General features: G+C 76.0%; 12 protein-coding genes. 6 read left to right on the top strand and 6 right to left on the bottom strand.

Going from position 1 to position 14,132, the window contains the following annotated elements:
- Positions 1-17: 17 nt before the first annotated feature.
- The 4 genes from I4I82_RS07095 to I4I82_RS07080 form a co-directional block, all read right to left on the bottom strand.
- The gene (locus I4I82_RS07095; RefSeq protein ID WP_226369919.1) at positions 18-1,493 is read right to left on the bottom strand and encodes a dynamin family protein; all 1,476 of its coding nucleotides are present in this window, start codon (positions 1,491-1,493) and stop codon (positions 18-20) included.
- Positions 1,490-3,358: a dynamin family protein gene (locus I4I82_RS07090; protein ID WP_218595510.1), complete on the bottom strand. Its 1,869-nt coding sequence runs from the start codon at positions 3,356-3,358 to the stop codon at positions 1,490-1,492. Before I4I82_RS07090 ends, I4I82_RS07095 begins: the two co-directional genes overlap by 4 nt.
- A gap of 8 nt (positions 3,359-3,366) precedes the next feature.
- The gene (locus I4I82_RS07085; protein ID WP_218595509.1) at positions 3,367-4,161 is read right to left on the bottom strand and encodes an IniB N-terminal domain-containing protein; all 795 of its coding nucleotides are present in this window, start codon (positions 4,159-4,161) and stop codon (positions 3,367-3,369) included.
- 88 nt (positions 4,162-4,249) lie between these two features.
- The gene (locus I4I82_RS07080; protein WP_218595508.1) at positions 4,250-4,795 is read right to left on the bottom strand and encodes a hypothetical protein; all 546 of its coding nucleotides are present in this window, start codon (positions 4,793-4,795) and stop codon (positions 4,250-4,252) included.
- A 279-nt stretch (positions 4,796-5,074) separates the two neighbouring features.
- Here I4I82_RS07080 and I4I82_RS07075 point away from each other — a divergent pair, with 279 nt between their 5' ends.
- The 6 genes from I4I82_RS07075 to I4I82_RS07050 all read left to right on the top strand — a co-directional run bounded on the left by I4I82_RS07075 (position 5,075) and on the right by I4I82_RS07050 (position 11,420).
- Positions 5,075-6,841, top strand: coding sequence for an Hsp70 family protein (locus tag I4I82_RS07075; protein WP_218595507.1), 1,767 nt, complete (start codon positions 5,075-5,077; stop codon positions 6,839-6,841).
- A gap of 58 nt (positions 6,842-6,899) precedes the next feature.
- On the top strand, positions 6,900-7,568 hold the full coding sequence (locus tag I4I82_RS07070) for a Crp/Fnr family transcriptional regulator (RefSeq protein WP_218595506.1): 669 nt from the start codon (positions 6,900-6,902) through the stop codon (positions 7,566-7,568).
- Positions 7,561-9,600 carry an adenylate/guanylate cyclase domain-containing protein gene (locus tag I4I82_RS07065; protein WP_218594520.1) on the top strand — a complete coding sequence of 680 codons (2,040 nt, stop codon included), beginning with the start codon at positions 7,561-7,563 and terminating at the stop codon, positions 9,598-9,600. The genes I4I82_RS07070 and I4I82_RS07065 overlap by 8 nt, the downstream gene beginning before the upstream one ends.
- A 129-nt stretch (positions 9,601-9,729) precedes the next feature.
- Complete coding sequence (locus I4I82_RS07060) at positions 9,730-10,392, top strand: hypothetical protein (RefSeq protein ID WP_218595505.1); 663 nt, start codon at positions 9,730-9,732, stop codon at positions 10,390-10,392.
- Positions 10,389-10,991, top strand: a complete 603-nt coding sequence (locus I4I82_RS07055) for a DUF6529 family protein (RefSeq protein ID WP_225920535.1) — start codon at positions 10,389-10,391, stop codon at positions 10,989-10,991. Before I4I82_RS07060 ends, I4I82_RS07055 begins: the two co-directional genes overlap by 4 nt.
- Before the next feature lie 9 nt (positions 10,992-11,000).
- Positions 11,001-11,420: a QcrA and Rieske domain-containing protein gene (locus tag I4I82_RS07050; protein ID WP_218594056.1), complete on the top strand. Its 420-nt coding sequence runs from the start codon at positions 11,001-11,003 to the stop codon at positions 11,418-11,420.
- A 5-nt stretch (positions 11,421-11,425) separates the two neighbouring features.
- Here I4I82_RS07050 and I4I82_RS07045 read toward each other — a convergent pair whose 3' ends face one another.
- Together I4I82_RS07045 and I4I82_RS07040 are read right to left on the bottom strand one after the other, a co-directional pair.
- Entirely contained in the window at positions 11,426-12,154 is a 729-nt protein-coding gene (locus I4I82_RS07045; protein ID WP_218595504.1) for an MBL fold metallo-hydrolase, read from the bottom strand.
- Complete coding sequence (locus I4I82_RS07040; RefSeq protein WP_372451528.1) at positions 12,151-14,073, bottom strand: ABC transporter ATP-binding protein; 1,923 nt, start codon at positions 14,071-14,073, stop codon at positions 12,151-12,153. Before I4I82_RS07040 ends, I4I82_RS07045 begins: the two co-directional genes overlap by 4 nt.
- Positions 14,074-14,132: the final 59 nt, after the last annotated feature.

The following is a 14,132-nucleotide window of genomic DNA, read 5'->3' as shown; positions in this document are numbered from 1 at the left end:
GGGACGCCTGATACTCCTCAGCGGGAGCGGACCGGCCGGGGCAGCCCTGCCACGATCCCTTCGCAGGTGCGGATCACGGTCTGGCAGGCGTCGGTCGCGGCACGGGTCAGCATCGGGTTGGCGGCGTGGCGCCGCCAGCGCTCCAGCGCGCCGAACGCGGCGTGCCGCACCTCCTGGGGCGGGGCGCCGACCGGCAGCCCCAGGCGCGCGGCGGGCGCCGCGCCGGCGTCGCCGAGCAGCCGCTCGGCCTCCCGCGCCGCCGCCTCCGGAAGCGTGACCGCGCCCGAGCGCAGCGCCCCCAGCAGGCGCAGCTCGGCGAACTCGTGCGCCCCGGCCAGCACCCGCTCGACCTCGCGGGCCAGCGGGCCCTCCCGGCGGGTGCCCGAGAGCAGCGCCTCGACGGCCAGCAGCGCCGACCGCGCCTTGAGCAGGTCGCGGCGACCGGTGAACTGCGTGTGCAGCACGTTCTGCAGCTCGGTGAGCCCGCTGCGCGCGACGAGCTCGGCCGCCAGCGCGTCGGGCGTCGTCGCACCCTGGCGGATCAGGCTCGCCGAGAGCCGGATGCCGAACAGTCCGAACCGGCGCACCAGCCGTTCGCGCTCGTCGGGCCCGTCGCCCGGGGCCGTGCCGCCGCGGCGGAAGCGGGCGACCGACAGCAGCGCCGACTCCAGCTCCTCGCGCGGCAGCGCGGCGAGCCCGGCGAGCGCGGTGTGCTCGGCGTGGCGCAGCGTCCGCCCGGTCTGCGCGAGCAGCCCCGCGACGGCGACGACGTCCTGGCACAGCCCGCGCACCGTCGGGTCGGAGCGGTAGCGCGCCGCGATGCCGCGCGCGGAGAACATCGCGTCGACGCGGCCCCCGCCGATCTCGTCGGCCCGGGAGATCACCGCGACGGTGTTGACCGCGGTCGCCCGCGCGACCCCGCGGTCGCGGAAGGACTCCAGGAACTCCGCGTCGGCGGCGTGCAGGTGGCGCATGAGGTAGACGACGGCGTCGGCCTCGGTCGGGGTGTCGTCGTCGGGGTCGAGGAAGGCGACGGTCCGCCGCGAGGTCTCCGCCGAGGTCGACGCGATGCCGGGGGTGTCGATCAGCGTCGAGGACCGCAGGCTCTCCGAGGGCCAGTCGACGACGAGCCGCTCGACGTCGTCGGCCGCCGCGCCCTCCATGTCGATGACGAGCGCGCCGTCCGCGCGCCGCACCGTCAGCGGCGTGGCGCCGCCGGCCTTCGGGTGCAGCACGATCCGCGGGAGGCGGCCGTCGCGGTACCAGGTGACGACCCGCGTGCACTCCCCGGCGTCGGTCGGGGCGACGTGCTCGCCGACCAGCGCGTTGAGCAGCGTCGACTTGCCGGCCTTGACCTTCCCGGCGATCGCGACGCGCAGCGGCTCGTCGAGCCGGGCGAGCTGGGCCTGCATCCGCGCGACGACGGCCGGGTCGTCGCGGTGGGTCTCGATCGCCAGCAGCAGCACGCGGCGGGTGGCGGCCAGCAGGCTCACGACGCCACCGCCTGCTCCGGCCGGGCCTGCGCCGCCCGGGCTGCGGGCCGGGGCAGCAGCGCCCGCGCGTCCGTGCGCACCGCCTCGAGCTCGGCGAGCTGTGCGGTGATCTCGGCGTGCCGCGCGGCCCGCTCGGCGTGGGACTGCTTCACCGCCCGCTCGGCCGCCTGCTGCGACTCCGCCAGCGAGCGCTTGAGCTGCTCGGCCTGCTCGGTGAAGTGGTCGCGCAGGTCGCGCTGCACCGCGCGGAGGCGGTCGCGGGAGTCCTTGCCGACCTGGAACGTCACGTCGTCGACGTAGCGCTTGGCCGCCGTCTTCGCCTCGTTCTGACGCTTGGTGACGATCCGCTTGCGCTCGTCGCCGACGGACTTGCCGGCCATCACGATGCCGGCGCCGATCCCGATCGGGTTGACGAGCGATCCGAACAGGATGCTGCCCATCATCCCGAACATCAGCATGCCCATGTAGCCGCCCTTCAGGCCGGTCAGCGCCTTGGCGCCGACGCCGAAGGCCGCCGCGTCGGGCATCGTCATCTGCCGCACCGAGCGCAGCGCGTCGGACGGGTCGTTGCGCAGCGCGGGGAGCAGCTGGTCGCGGTCGGAGGAGAAGTGCTCGGAGACCTGCTGGGCGAGGTGGCGGGCGCGCTGGGTGGCCCAGACGAAGTTCGCCGCCGCCGCGTTCGCGACCTCCTGCTGCACCCAGCCCGCGAACTGGTCCCACACCTTCGTCGGGTCGCCGACGGCGGCGAGCTCGTCCTCGGCGAGGCGGCTGATCTCGCGCATCCGGTCGCGCAGGTCGTAGTCGATGTCGGCATTGAGGTCGGCGACGCCGTCGTTGAGCGTCTGCTGCCAGCGCGCCGAGCGCTCCTTGAGCGCGGTCGCCCGCTCCTGCGCCGCCGTCAGCCCGGCCATCAGCGCGGCCGCGGCCTCCGGGTCCTGCGCGGTCAGCTCGGCGCGCAGGCTCCCGGCGATCTGGTCGGTCACGGCGAGGACGTCGTGGACGACGCCGCGGCGCGCGATGCGGTCGGCCTGGCCGAGCACCCGCTTGCGGACGTAGCCGACGAGCGCGGGGAACCCCGACTCCGCGTTGGCCTCGGTGTCGCCGGCGACGACGGCGTGCCAGCGCAGCGTCGACGACACCTCGAACAGCTCGGCGGTGATCCCCGCCGCCGCGAGGTGCCCGCGGTTCAGCTCCGCGATGCGCGCCGACTCCGGGTACAGGTCGGTCTTGGTGAGCACGCACGCGACCGTCGGGCACACCGACGCGGCGTGGCGCAGGAACTCGATCTCGGGCGCGGTGTACTCCTGCGAGGCGTCGGAGACGAGCAGCACGGCGTCGGCCGACGGCAGGGCCGCCATCGTCGCCGCGCCGTGGACGGACTGGAGCCCGCCGACGCCGGGGGTGTCGACGAGCTCCAGCCCGCCCGCGAGCACCGGCCGCGGCACGCCGACCTCGACGTGGCTCCAGCCCTCGCGGTTGCCCGGGTTGCCCTGCTCGCAGACGTGCGCGGCGAGGTCGGCGGCCGGGACGTCGACGCGCACGGGCTCGGTGCCCGGCCCGCCGCGGCGCACCAGCGTCACGGTGACGGACTCCGCGTGCCGCACGACCGTCGGCACCGCGGTCGCGATGTCGTCGAACGTCGGGCAGACCGGGGCCCCCACCAGCCCGTTGACCAGCATCGACTTGCCCTGCTTGAACTCCCCGACGACCAGCACCCGCACCCGCCCGTCGAGCACGCGGGTGCGCGAGACGCGCAGCCGCTCGTCGAGGTCGGGGCGCTCGTAGCGGGCGATCGCGGCGAGGGCGCGGTCGACGGCCTCCGTCGGATCGGTCCCTGCCGGGTCGGTCCCTGCTGTCCCGCTCATGGCGTCACCTAGACGATCGCGGCGTCGACGTCGGCCTCGAGCTCTGGCTCGGCGTCGGCCTCGGGTTCCGGCTCGGGCTCCGGTTCCGGCTCGGGCTCGACCTCCGCCAGAACGGGTTCCTCCACCACCGGCTCCGGCTCGCCCTGCTCCGGCTCGACCTGCGTGGTGACCTCGGGACCCGCGTCGGGCCCCTCTCCGGCTCCCTCCTCCGGGCCGACGATGTCCTCGATCCCGATGCCCACCGGCGGGTTCGCCGGCACGGGGGCGCCGGTCTCGACGGTGGTGCCACCGACCTCGACGTCGTTGTCCTCGATGTCGATCGTGTCGTTGTCGTTGATGATCGTGTCGTTGTCCTGGATCGCCGTGACGTCGTTGACGACCGAGGAGCTGTCGTTGAACGAGTCGTCGATGATCGTCACGTCGTCGTCGGAGTTGAACGAGTCGTTGAAGGTGACGTCGCGGTCGTCGATGGTGATGATGGTGGTCTCGGTGACCTCGGTGACGTGGAACGTGGCCGTCGTGTGCTGGATGGCCTGGACGGGGTCGTCGCCGCCGCTGCTCGGCCTGCCACCGCCACCACCGCCACCACCACCACCACCACCGCCACCGCCACCACCGCCGTCTCCGCCTCCGTCCTCATCGGGGCGGAGCACGCCGGAGTCCGACATCTGGAGCTGCGCGTCGCGCACGTCCTGGCCGGTCAGGCCCTGGAGGCCGGCGTCGGCGATCGTGCGGTGCGGGTTCAGCTCGAACTGCTGCATCTTGCCCTCGTCGCGCATCAGGTCGAGGAGGAATTCGATCACTTGGGACATCGCGAGCACGGCGGTCCACCTCCGGGTCGGCCACCGGCCCCGCCCGCGACGCGCGCGGGCGGGGCCGGTGGGGAGTGCGTCAGCTGATGAAGGTGGTCAGGTCCAGGTCGGCGTCGGCTTCGGCGTCCTGGTCGGAGTCGTTGTCCTGGTCCGAGTCCTGGTCGTTGTCCTGCTCGGAGTCGAAGACCTGGGTGGCGTCGGCGTCGACGTCGACGTCGGAGTCGGCGTCGCCGCCGCTCCCGCCGGAGGCGTCGGCGTTCCCGCCGAACCCGCCGTCGCCGCCGACACCGGTGCCGTTGGCGTCGCCGGTGTCCCCGAAGTTGATGTTGACGCCGTCGGAGTTGTTGCCACCCTGGGCGATGCCGCCCGAGTTGCCGCCGATGCCCAGACCGCTGCCGCCGTCGGCGCTGCCGCCGACGGCCAGGCCGCCGTCGCCGCCGTCGCCGCCCTCGGTGTTCGTGGCCGTGGTGACGTCCTGGTCCTGGTCGCCGACCTGCGTCGTCTCCTGGTCGGAGACCTGCGCGCTCTCGTTCTGCTGGTCGGAGTCCTGGAGGAGGTTCTGGTCGAGGTCGAGGTCCTCGTTGAGGTTGGCGATGAAGCTCTCGACGTTGAACGAGCCGGTCATGGTGTTCTCCTGCGTGTCGGGTCGGCGCCGGGTCGCGCCCACCGGCGCTGCCTGCCGGTTGCCGAGAACCATGGGCTCCGGAGGCCTTCCCGCGGATCCGGGCGACCCCCGGTCCGTGCCGGCCGCCGTACCGGGATCCCGGGCCGGTACCGGCGGGCGGTAGGGGATCCACCCGGTACTTCCGGCCCGGACGCATCCCGCGCGGTGATGCTGGCGTCCTGCTCGTCACGGCGCCCCGTACCCCGACGGGCTCCGGCGAGCGGTCACGGAGGAGAAGCGATGTACCAGCTGGGTGTGGACCTGGGCACGACGTGGTCGGCGGCCGCCGTCTGCCGCGACGGCGCCCGCACGGCCGAGCCCGTGCCGCTCGGCGAGCACGGGCACGCCGTCGCCTCCGCGGTGTTCGCAGGAGCCGACGGCTCGTTCCTGCTCGGCGAGGCCGCCGAGCGCCGTGCGCTGTCGGACCCCGACCGCGTCGTGCGCGAGTTCAAGCGCCGCATCGGCGACCCGACGCCGGTCCTCGTCGGCCGCGAACCCGTGCCGGCCGAGGTGCTGGCGGCGCGGTTCGTCGCCGCGCTGGTCCGGCAGGTGTCGCAGCGCGAGGGCGGGCCGCCGTCGCGGATCGCGGTGACGCACCCGGCCGGCTGGGGCCCGCACAAGACCGCCGCGCTGCGGGCCGCGCTGACCGCGCAGGGCGTCGGACCGCTGGTGCTGCTGAGCGAGCCGCAGGCCGCCGCCGTCGGGTACGCGAGCGCCGAGCGCGTCGAGACCGGCTCGGTCGTCGCCGTCTACGACCTGGGCGGCGGCACGTTCGACGCCGCCGTGGTGCGCAAGGACCCGCGCGGCGGGTTCGCGCTGCTCGGGACGCCGGAGGGCATCGAGCGGCTGGGCGGCGTCGACTTCGACGAGGCCGTGTTCGCCCACGTCCGCGACGCCATCGGGCCCGCGTGGGCGGAACTCGACGGCACCGACCCCGCGGTGCTGGAGGCCGTCGCGCGGCTGCGGCGGGAGTGCACCGCGGCGAAGGAGGCGCTGTCGGTCGACACCGTCGTGCAGGTACCGGTGATGCTGCCCGGTCTGCACACGCGGGTGCGGCTGGGACGCGCGGAGTTCGAGGACCTGGTGCGGCCGGCGATCGCCGAGACCGTCGACGCGCTGGCGCGGGCGCTGGCGTCCGCGGGGGTCGCGCCCGCCGACGTCGGGACGCTGCTGCTGGTCGGCGGGTCGTCGCGGATGCCGCTGGTGACCGAGCTCGTCTCCGCGGGCATCGGGCGTCCGGCGTCGGCCGACGTCGACCCGAAGGGCGTCATCGCCGCCGGTGCGGCGCTCGTCGCGCGGGGGGCGTCGGCGCCCGCGGCGGAGGCGCTGGCCGCGCACGGCGCCGGGGCGGTGTCCACCGACGACGGCTCGGCCGCGCGGACGGCGGCGCTGCGGGCGGCGGCGTCGCGGGAGGGGTCGGTGCGGGACGCGGCGGCGCGGGACGCGGCGGCGCGGGAGGCGCCGGTCACCCGGGCCCTGCGCCCGCCGCGCCCCGCGCGGCCGCTCGCCGAGGTGGAGGCGGCCGCGACCCGCCGCGCGATCCCGCGGCGGGTCCTCGCCGCGACCGCGGCGAGCGTGCTGGCCGCGGGCGTGCTGGGCGGGGCGATCCTGTTCGCGAACCGCGCAGGGCCCCCGGCCTCCGCCGCGACGCCGGAGCCCGCGACGCTCAGCCGGGTCGAGGCGCCCGCCCCGACCGCCCCGACGGCCGCGCCGGAGCCGGTCGAGCCCGAGCCCGCCCCGGAACCCGCCCCCGAGCCCCGGACGGCCCCGCCCCCCGCGCCCCGGACCGCGGCCCCGCCCGCCGCGACCACGCCCCCGCCCACGACCGAGCCCACGACGGAGCCGCCCACGACGGAGCCCACGACCGCCCCGCCGGACACCGGTGCGGCGGAGGGCACCACCACGGCGGCGGCCGTCGAGGGTGCGGTCGTGCCGGACCCGCCCGACGCGCCCGCCGTCGACACCGCCGGCCTCGCCCCCGCCGCCGACCCGACCGGAGCGGCGTGACCCTGGCCCCGGGCGGCCCGCGGTGGAAGACTCCGGCACCGGTCAGCGCGGAGGTCGCATGCTCGAGCCCGAGGAGTTCCTGGCCGGTCTGGACGACGCCGGACGCGCGGCGCTGTCCGCGCGGGGCCGGCACCGGCGCTGGCCCGCGGGCGCCACGCTGTTCCTGGAGGGCGACCGGTCGAGCACCGTGGTCGTCGTCGTCACCGGCCGCGTGAAGGTCTTCTCGATCACCGAGCAGGGCGAGGAGGTCCTGCTCGCGGTGCGCGGGCCCGGCGCCCTGCTGGGCGAGCTGTCGGCGATCGACGGCACCGAGCGCGGCGCGTCGGTGGCCGCGCTGGAGCCGGTGGTGGCCCTCGTCGTGCCGGTGCCGGACTTCGTCGCCTTCCTCTCCGGCGAGCCGGGGGCGGCGATGGCGCTGCTGCGGCTGGTCACCTCCCGCCTGCGCGACGCCGACCGCAAGCGCGTCGAGTTCGGCGCCTTCGACATCGCCGCGCGCGTCGCCGGGCGCCTCGTCGAGCTCGCCGACCGGTTCGGCGAGCCCGTGCCCGACGGCGTCCGCATCCCGGTGCCGCTCTCCCAGGACGAGCTCGCCGGGTGGGTCGGCGCGTCGCGGGAGGCGGTGGCCAAGGCGCTGCGCGTGCTGCGCGACCGCGGCCTGCTCACCACCGGCCGCCGGACGATGACCGTGCTCGACCTCGACGGACTGCGCAGGAGGGCCCGTGGCTGACACCGGCGGAGTCCCCGCGCGCGTCGCGGTGTGGGCGTTCCACCTCGCGCTGCCGCTGGCCGGGCTGTGGCTGCTGCTCGCCGTGCCCGCGGCCGACGTGCGCCTGGAGCACCACCCGACGCACTTCTGGCTGATCGCGCTCGCCGCGGCGCTCAACGTCGGCCTGTCGGTGCTGGTCGCGCGCGCCGCCCGCCGCCACGACGACGCCCGGCTGATGCTGGTCGGGCTCGGGTTCCTGGCCGCCGCGCTGTTCCTCGGGCTGCACGCGCTGGCCACGCCCGGTGTGCTGCTCGGCAGCCGCAACGGCGGGTTCGCGCTGGCCACGCCCGTCGGGCTGGCGCTGGCCGCGCTGTGCACCGCGGCGTCGGTCGTCGACCTGCCGTCGGCGACGGTCCTGCGCCTGGCCCCGTGGCTGCGCCGCGGGCTGCTCGCGATCGCCGCGCTGTGGGGCGTGGTCTCGCTCGCCGGGCTGCCGCCGCTGGCCGACCCGGCGCTCGCGGAGCGGCTCTCCGGCCCGCTCGTCGTCGTCGCGGGGATTTCGGTGGTGCTCTACGGTATCGTCACCGTCCGCTACTACCAGCTCTACCGTCGCCGCCGCTCGGTGATGCTGCTGTCGATCCTCACCGCCAACGTGCTGCTGGCCGAGGCCATGGTCGCGGTGGTCCTGGGCCCGAGCTGGCACCTGACGTGGTGGCTGTGGCACGTGTTGATGACGCTGGCGTTCGGCTACATCGGCTACAGCGCGTACGCGGGCTACCAGGCCGAGGGTGCCACCGCCGGCCTGTTCGACGGCGTGCGCACCGAGGAGACGGTGCAGGCCGTACGCGCGGAGTACGGGGCCGCGCTGGAAGCGCTGGTGTCGGCGGTGCGCCGGCAGGAGGCGGGGGAGATCTCCGCCGACGAGATGGGGCTGATCACCGCGGGGATGGCGTCGCGGTTCGGGCTCACCGAGGGGCAGACCGCCGTGCTCGGGCGGGCCGCGTCGGCGCTGCGGGGGGAGCGCGAGCAGATCGGGCGCCTGGGCGTGCTCGTGGCGATCGGGCACGAGTCGCGCGTCCGGCTCGCCGAGGACGACCTGCTGCGCCGCGCCGTCACCCGCGTCGCCGCCGGCTTCGACGGCCACGCCGTGCGCATCGGCCTGCTCGAGGACGGCGACCTGCGCTGGCCCGGTGCCCTGAGCACCGACCCGGCGTGGACCGCGCCCGTCGCGCTGCCCGAGGGGCTCGACCCCGTCGAGACCGGCGACGACGTGCTCGCCTGCCCGCTGACCGTCAAGGACCTCCCCGCCGGCGTCCTGCTCGTCCGGCGCCCCGGCGGGTTCGGCGACCGCGACCGCTCCCTGCTCGCCTCCCTGGCCAGTCAGCTGTCGATGGGCATGGAGAACGCGCGGCTCTACCACCAGCTCGACGGGCTGTTCCGCGCCTACATGTCGCCCGACGTCGCCACGGCGCTGCTGGCCGACCCCGCGCAGGCCGCCCTCGGCGGCGCTGTCGTCGACGTCACGGCGGTGTTCGCCGACCTGCGCGGCTTCACGACGTTCTCCGAGCGGTCGGGCCCGGAGGAGATCGTCGTGCTGCTCAACCGCTACTTCGAGGTGGCGACGGCGGCCGTGCTGGCCGAGGGTGGCACGGTGGTGCAGTTCGTCGGCGATGCGATGATGGCGCTGTTCGGCGCGCCCGCCCGCCAGCCCGACCACGCCGTGCGGGCGGTCCGCGCCGCGCTCGCCCTGCAGGAGGGCATCGCCGCGATCGCCGACGACGACGGCCCCACGTTCCGCGTCGGCGTCAACACCGGGCCCGCGCTCGTCGGCAACATCGGCAGCACCGCGCTGCGCAACTTCAACGCGATGGGCGACGCCGTGAACGTCGCCGCGCGGCTGGAGTCGGTCGCGGAGCCGGGGCAGGTCGTGATCGGCGCGGCCACGCGGGCGCTGCTGCCCGCGGACGTCGACGTCGAGGCGCTGGGGGAGCTGGCGGTCAAGGGCCGTCGCGAGCCCGTCACGGCGTTCCGGCTGAAGGCCCTCCCCTCTTAGGTATCGCAGGGTCCCGGCTCCCGCTCTGTGTCTGCGTACCGGTTCGCACCGGTCGTCGTGCCCGCTGCGGCGGGCGCCGGAGCGGGACCGTGTGCGGGCACCGTCCGACGCACCCGAGGGGACCCGACGATGACCAGGTACGCACCACTGCTGACGCTCGGGGCGGTCGCCGCGCTCGGCGGCGCGCTGCTGGCCGTCGACGTCCTCAGCGATCCGGGGCAGGCGCCGCCGCCCGCTCCCGCGGCCGCCGCGGCACCGGCTCCGGCCCCCGCCGCCGAGCCGGTCGCCGTCGTGCCCGACCCGCCCGCCGTCGCCGAGTCCGTGTGGGCCGGGCGGTCGTCGGGCAACGAGGTGACGGTCGCGATTGCGGTCAAGGACGGCCGCGCCGTCGCCTACGTGTGCGACGGCGAGCAGGTCGAGGCCTGGCTGGAGGGCACGCTCACCGGGTCAGCGCTGGCGCTGGGCGGCGCCGACGGGGCCGTGCTCACGGGCACCGTCGACGCGACGGTCGCGCTGGGCTCGGTGACCGCCGGGGGCGGGACGTGGCCGTTCGCGGCGAAGGTCGTGCAGGCGCCGGACGGTCTCTACGACGGCCGCGCGAACGTCGACGGCGTCGCCACCCGCATCGGCTGGATCTCCGTCGACGGCACCGTGACCGGGGGCGCGCGGGCCGCGGGCGAGGTCGTCGACGCCCCGGTGCTCGACCCGGCCGCGCCGGACGCGGTCGTGCTGGACGGCGCACCCGTCGCCGTCACCGTGGTCGACGGCGCGTCCGAGGGGGTCGTGCGATGAGCACCCCGTACACCGACCCCGTGACGCAGCCGGGCCTCGCGGTGCCGGCCCCGGCCCCGCCCGCTCCCGCCCCGCGCGCCGGGTGGCTCGTCGCCGCCGGGATCGGCGCGCTGGTGGCCGTCGGGATCGGTGTCTACGGCCGCATCCACGAGCCCACGTTCTTCGCCGTCAACCTCGGCGGCTTCTCCAGCGGCACGGCGGCCAAGGCGTGGTTGGCGACGGCGGCGTTCGCCCTGGCCGTGCTGCAGCTGCTGTCGGCGATGCTCATGTACGGGCGCTTCCCGAAGCTCACCGCACCGCCGTGGACCGGCACGGTGCACCGCTGGTCGGGCCGGCTCGCCGTCCTGCTGACGGTGCCCGTCGCGGTCCACTGCCTCTACGCGCTCGGCTTCCAGTCCGGCGAGCCGCGGGTGCTCGTGCACTCGCTGTTCGGCTGCTTCTTCTACGGCGTGTTCGTCGCCAAGATGCTGCTGCTGCAGCGGCACGGGGCGCCGAAGTGGACCCTGCCGGTGTTCGGCGGGGCCGTGTTCACCGCGCTCGTCGCCCTCTGGCTGACGTCGTCGGTCTGGTTCTTCACCACCTCCGGCCTGAGCTTCTAGGAGTCGACGATGAGCACCCACCCCCTCCTGCCGGTCGCCGCCTTGGGCCGTCGCGCCCTCCTGTGCGGGGCGGCCTGCGCCGCCCTCGCCGGGTGCGCCGGATACGGCCCCGGCCGGGCCGTGGCCGCCGCCCCCGCGCCCACCGGCACCCCGCTCGCGACCGTCGCCGACGTGCCCGTCGGCGGCGGGATCATCCTGGCGGCGCAGGACGTCGTCCTGACCCAGCCCGAGGCCGGCACCATCCGCGCCTTCTCCGCCACCTGCACCCACCAGGGCTGCGTGGTCGCCGACGTCACCGACGGCACCATCCACTGCACCTGCCACGGCAGCAGCTTCGCCCTCGACGGCACGGTCACCGGCGGCCCCGCCCCCACCCCGCTGCCGGAGAGGGCGGTCACGGTCACCGACGGGGCGATCACGCTGGCCTGAGCCGCCTACCCGTCCCGCTGCAACTCGTCCCGCTGCACCGCCACGAACGCCGGGCCCACCGGGTCGCCGTGTCCCGGCACCACGACCCGCGGCCCCAGGGCGAGCAGGGCGTCGAGAGTGGCGGGCCACTCCGCCGCCACCGAGTCCGGCCCGACCGACGGCGGGGCGCCCTGCTCGACGAGGTCGCCCGCGAACACCACGTCGTCGACGTGCACCACGAGGTCGTGGTCGGTGTGGCCGCGCCCGGGGTGCAGGAGCGCCGCCGTCCGCCCGCCGAGGTCCAGCACCACGGGGGCGCCGCGTTCGGGGAGCCGGTGGTCGGGGAGCCGGTGGTCGGGCAGGGGATGGTCGGGCAGCGGGGGGTCGGTGCCGGCCAGCGCGGCGGCGGTCGCGGTGTCGCCGCGCTCGCGGTAGTGCGCCGACCACTCCTCCCGCTGCGCCGCGGCGGTCGCGAGGATCGCCGCGCGGCAGGCGGGGTGGGCGTGCACCGGGCACGGCAGGAAGGCGGCGGTGCCGAAGCAGTGGTCGAAGTGCGCGTGGGTGATCGCGACGACGAGCGGCAGCGCCGTCACCGCGCGCACCGCCGCCGCCCACTCCGCGCCCTGCGCGACGTCGCCGCGGGTGTCGACCACCAGCGCCCGCTCGGCGCCGACCACCAGCCCGACCGTGAGATCGAGCTCGGCGTAGCGCCGGGCCAGCACCCCGTCGCCGACCTCGACCCAGCGCCCGCTCACCCACCGCTCCTTCCGACGAGGAACCCGTCGACGCGGCGCGGGGCCGCGCTCTCCGCCACCGGCTCCGCGAACTGGGTGCGGTACAGCTCGGCGTAGCGCCCACCGCGGGCCAGCAGTTCGACGTGCGTGCCCCGCTCCACCACCCGGCCGGCCTCGAGGACCAGGATCTGGTCGGCCGCGCGGATCGTGGACAGCCGGTGCGCGATGACCAGGGCGGTGCGGCCCTCCAGCGCCTCGGCCAGGGCCTCCTGCACCGCGGCCTCGGACGTGGAGTCGAGGTGGGCGGTGGCCTCGTCGAGCACCACCACCCGGGGCGAGACCAGCAGCAGCCGCGCGATCGTGAGCCTCTGGCGCTCCCCGCCCGACAGCCGGTAGCCGCGCTCGCCGACCACCGTGTCGAGCCCGTCGGGCAGCGAGGCGATGAGGTCGGCCAGCCGCGCCCGGTGCAGCGCCGACCAGATCTCGTCCTCGCTCGCCCCCGGCCGCGCCAGCAGCAGGTTGGACCGGATCGACTCGTGGAACAGGTGCCCGTCCTGCGTGACCAGCCCGATCGCGTCGCGCAGCGCGTCGAACGAGAGCTCGCGCACGTCGACCCCGCCCACGCGCACCGCGCCCGAGTCGGCGTCGTAGAGGCGGGGGAGCAGCTGCGCGATCGTCGACTTGCCGGCTCCCGACGAGCCCACCAGCGCGATCATCTGGCCGGCCGGGGCCCGGAACGACACCTCGTGCAGCACCTCCTCGCCGCCGCGCGCGTCGAGTTGCGCCACCTCCTCGAGCGAGGCCAGCGACACCTTGTCGGCCGACGGGTAGCCGAAGCGCACCGCGTCGAACTCCACCGACAGCGGCCCGTCGGGCAGCGGCGCCGGATCCGCCGGCTCCGCGATGAGCGGCGGCAGGTCGAGGATCTCGAACACCCGCTCGAAGCTCACCAGTGCCGTCATCACGTCGAGCCGGGCCCCGGCCAGGGCCGTGAGCGGCGCGTACAGGCCGGTGATCAGCAGTGACAGCGCCACGACGTCGCCGGTGGCCATGCCGCCGGTGAGCGCCAGGTAGCCGCCGAGGCCGTAGACGAGCGCGAGCGCGAGCGCCGACACCAGCGTCAGCGCCGTCACGAAGATCCACTGCACCATCGCGGTGCGGACGCCGATGTCGCGCACCCGCGCCGCCCGCGCCACGAACTCCGCTGTCTCCTCCGAGGGCCGCCCGAACAGCTTGACGAGCGTGGCCCCGGGCGCGGAGAACCGCTCGGTCATCTGCGTGCCCATCCGCGCGTCGTGCTCGGCGGCCTCGCGCTGCAGCACCGCGAGCCGGCGCCCCACCCGCCGCGCGGGCAGCACGAACACCGGCAGCAGCACCAGCGCGAGCAGCGTGACCTGCCACGACAGCGTCAGCATCACGCCGAGCGTGAGCGCGAGCGTGACGACGTTGCCCGCCACGCCGGACAGCGTGTCGCTGAACGCGCGCTGCGCGCCGATGACGTCGTTGTTGAGCCGGCTGACCAGCGCGCCGGTGCGGGTGCGGGTGAAGAACGCGACGGGCTGGCGCTGCACGTGGTCGAACACCGCGGCCCGCAGGTCGAGGATCAGCCCCTCGCCCAGCGTGGACGACAGCCACCGCTGCACCACCCCGAGCCCGGCGACGGCCACCGCGATCACCGCGATCAGCGCCGCGAGCCCGACGACGGCGCTCACCGGGCCGCCGCGGACGATCGCGTCGACGACCCGCCCGGCCAGCACGGGCGTGGCCACCCCCAGCGCCGCCCCGACGACGCTGAGCACGAGGAACAGCGCGAGGCGGCGCCGGTGCGGCCGCGCGAACCCCGCGATCCGGCGCAGCGTGACGCGCGAGAAGGCGCGGCGCTCGTCGTGCGCGTGCGCGGCCTGGTACATCGAGTTCCAGGCCACCATCTCCATGCTCATCGCGGCGCTCCCCGTCGGTCGTGGATCCAGTGTGGCGGGCACCCCTGACAGTTCCCGGC

The organism is Pseudonocardia oceani (genome assembly GCF_019263585.2).
Classification (GTDB): Bacteria; Actinomycetota; Actinomycetes; order Mycobacteriales; family Pseudonocardiaceae; genus Pseudonocardia; species Pseudonocardia oceani.
The sequence above is the reverse complement of the archived record's forward strand: the minus strand, read 5'-3'. Positions and strand labels throughout refer to the sequence as shown.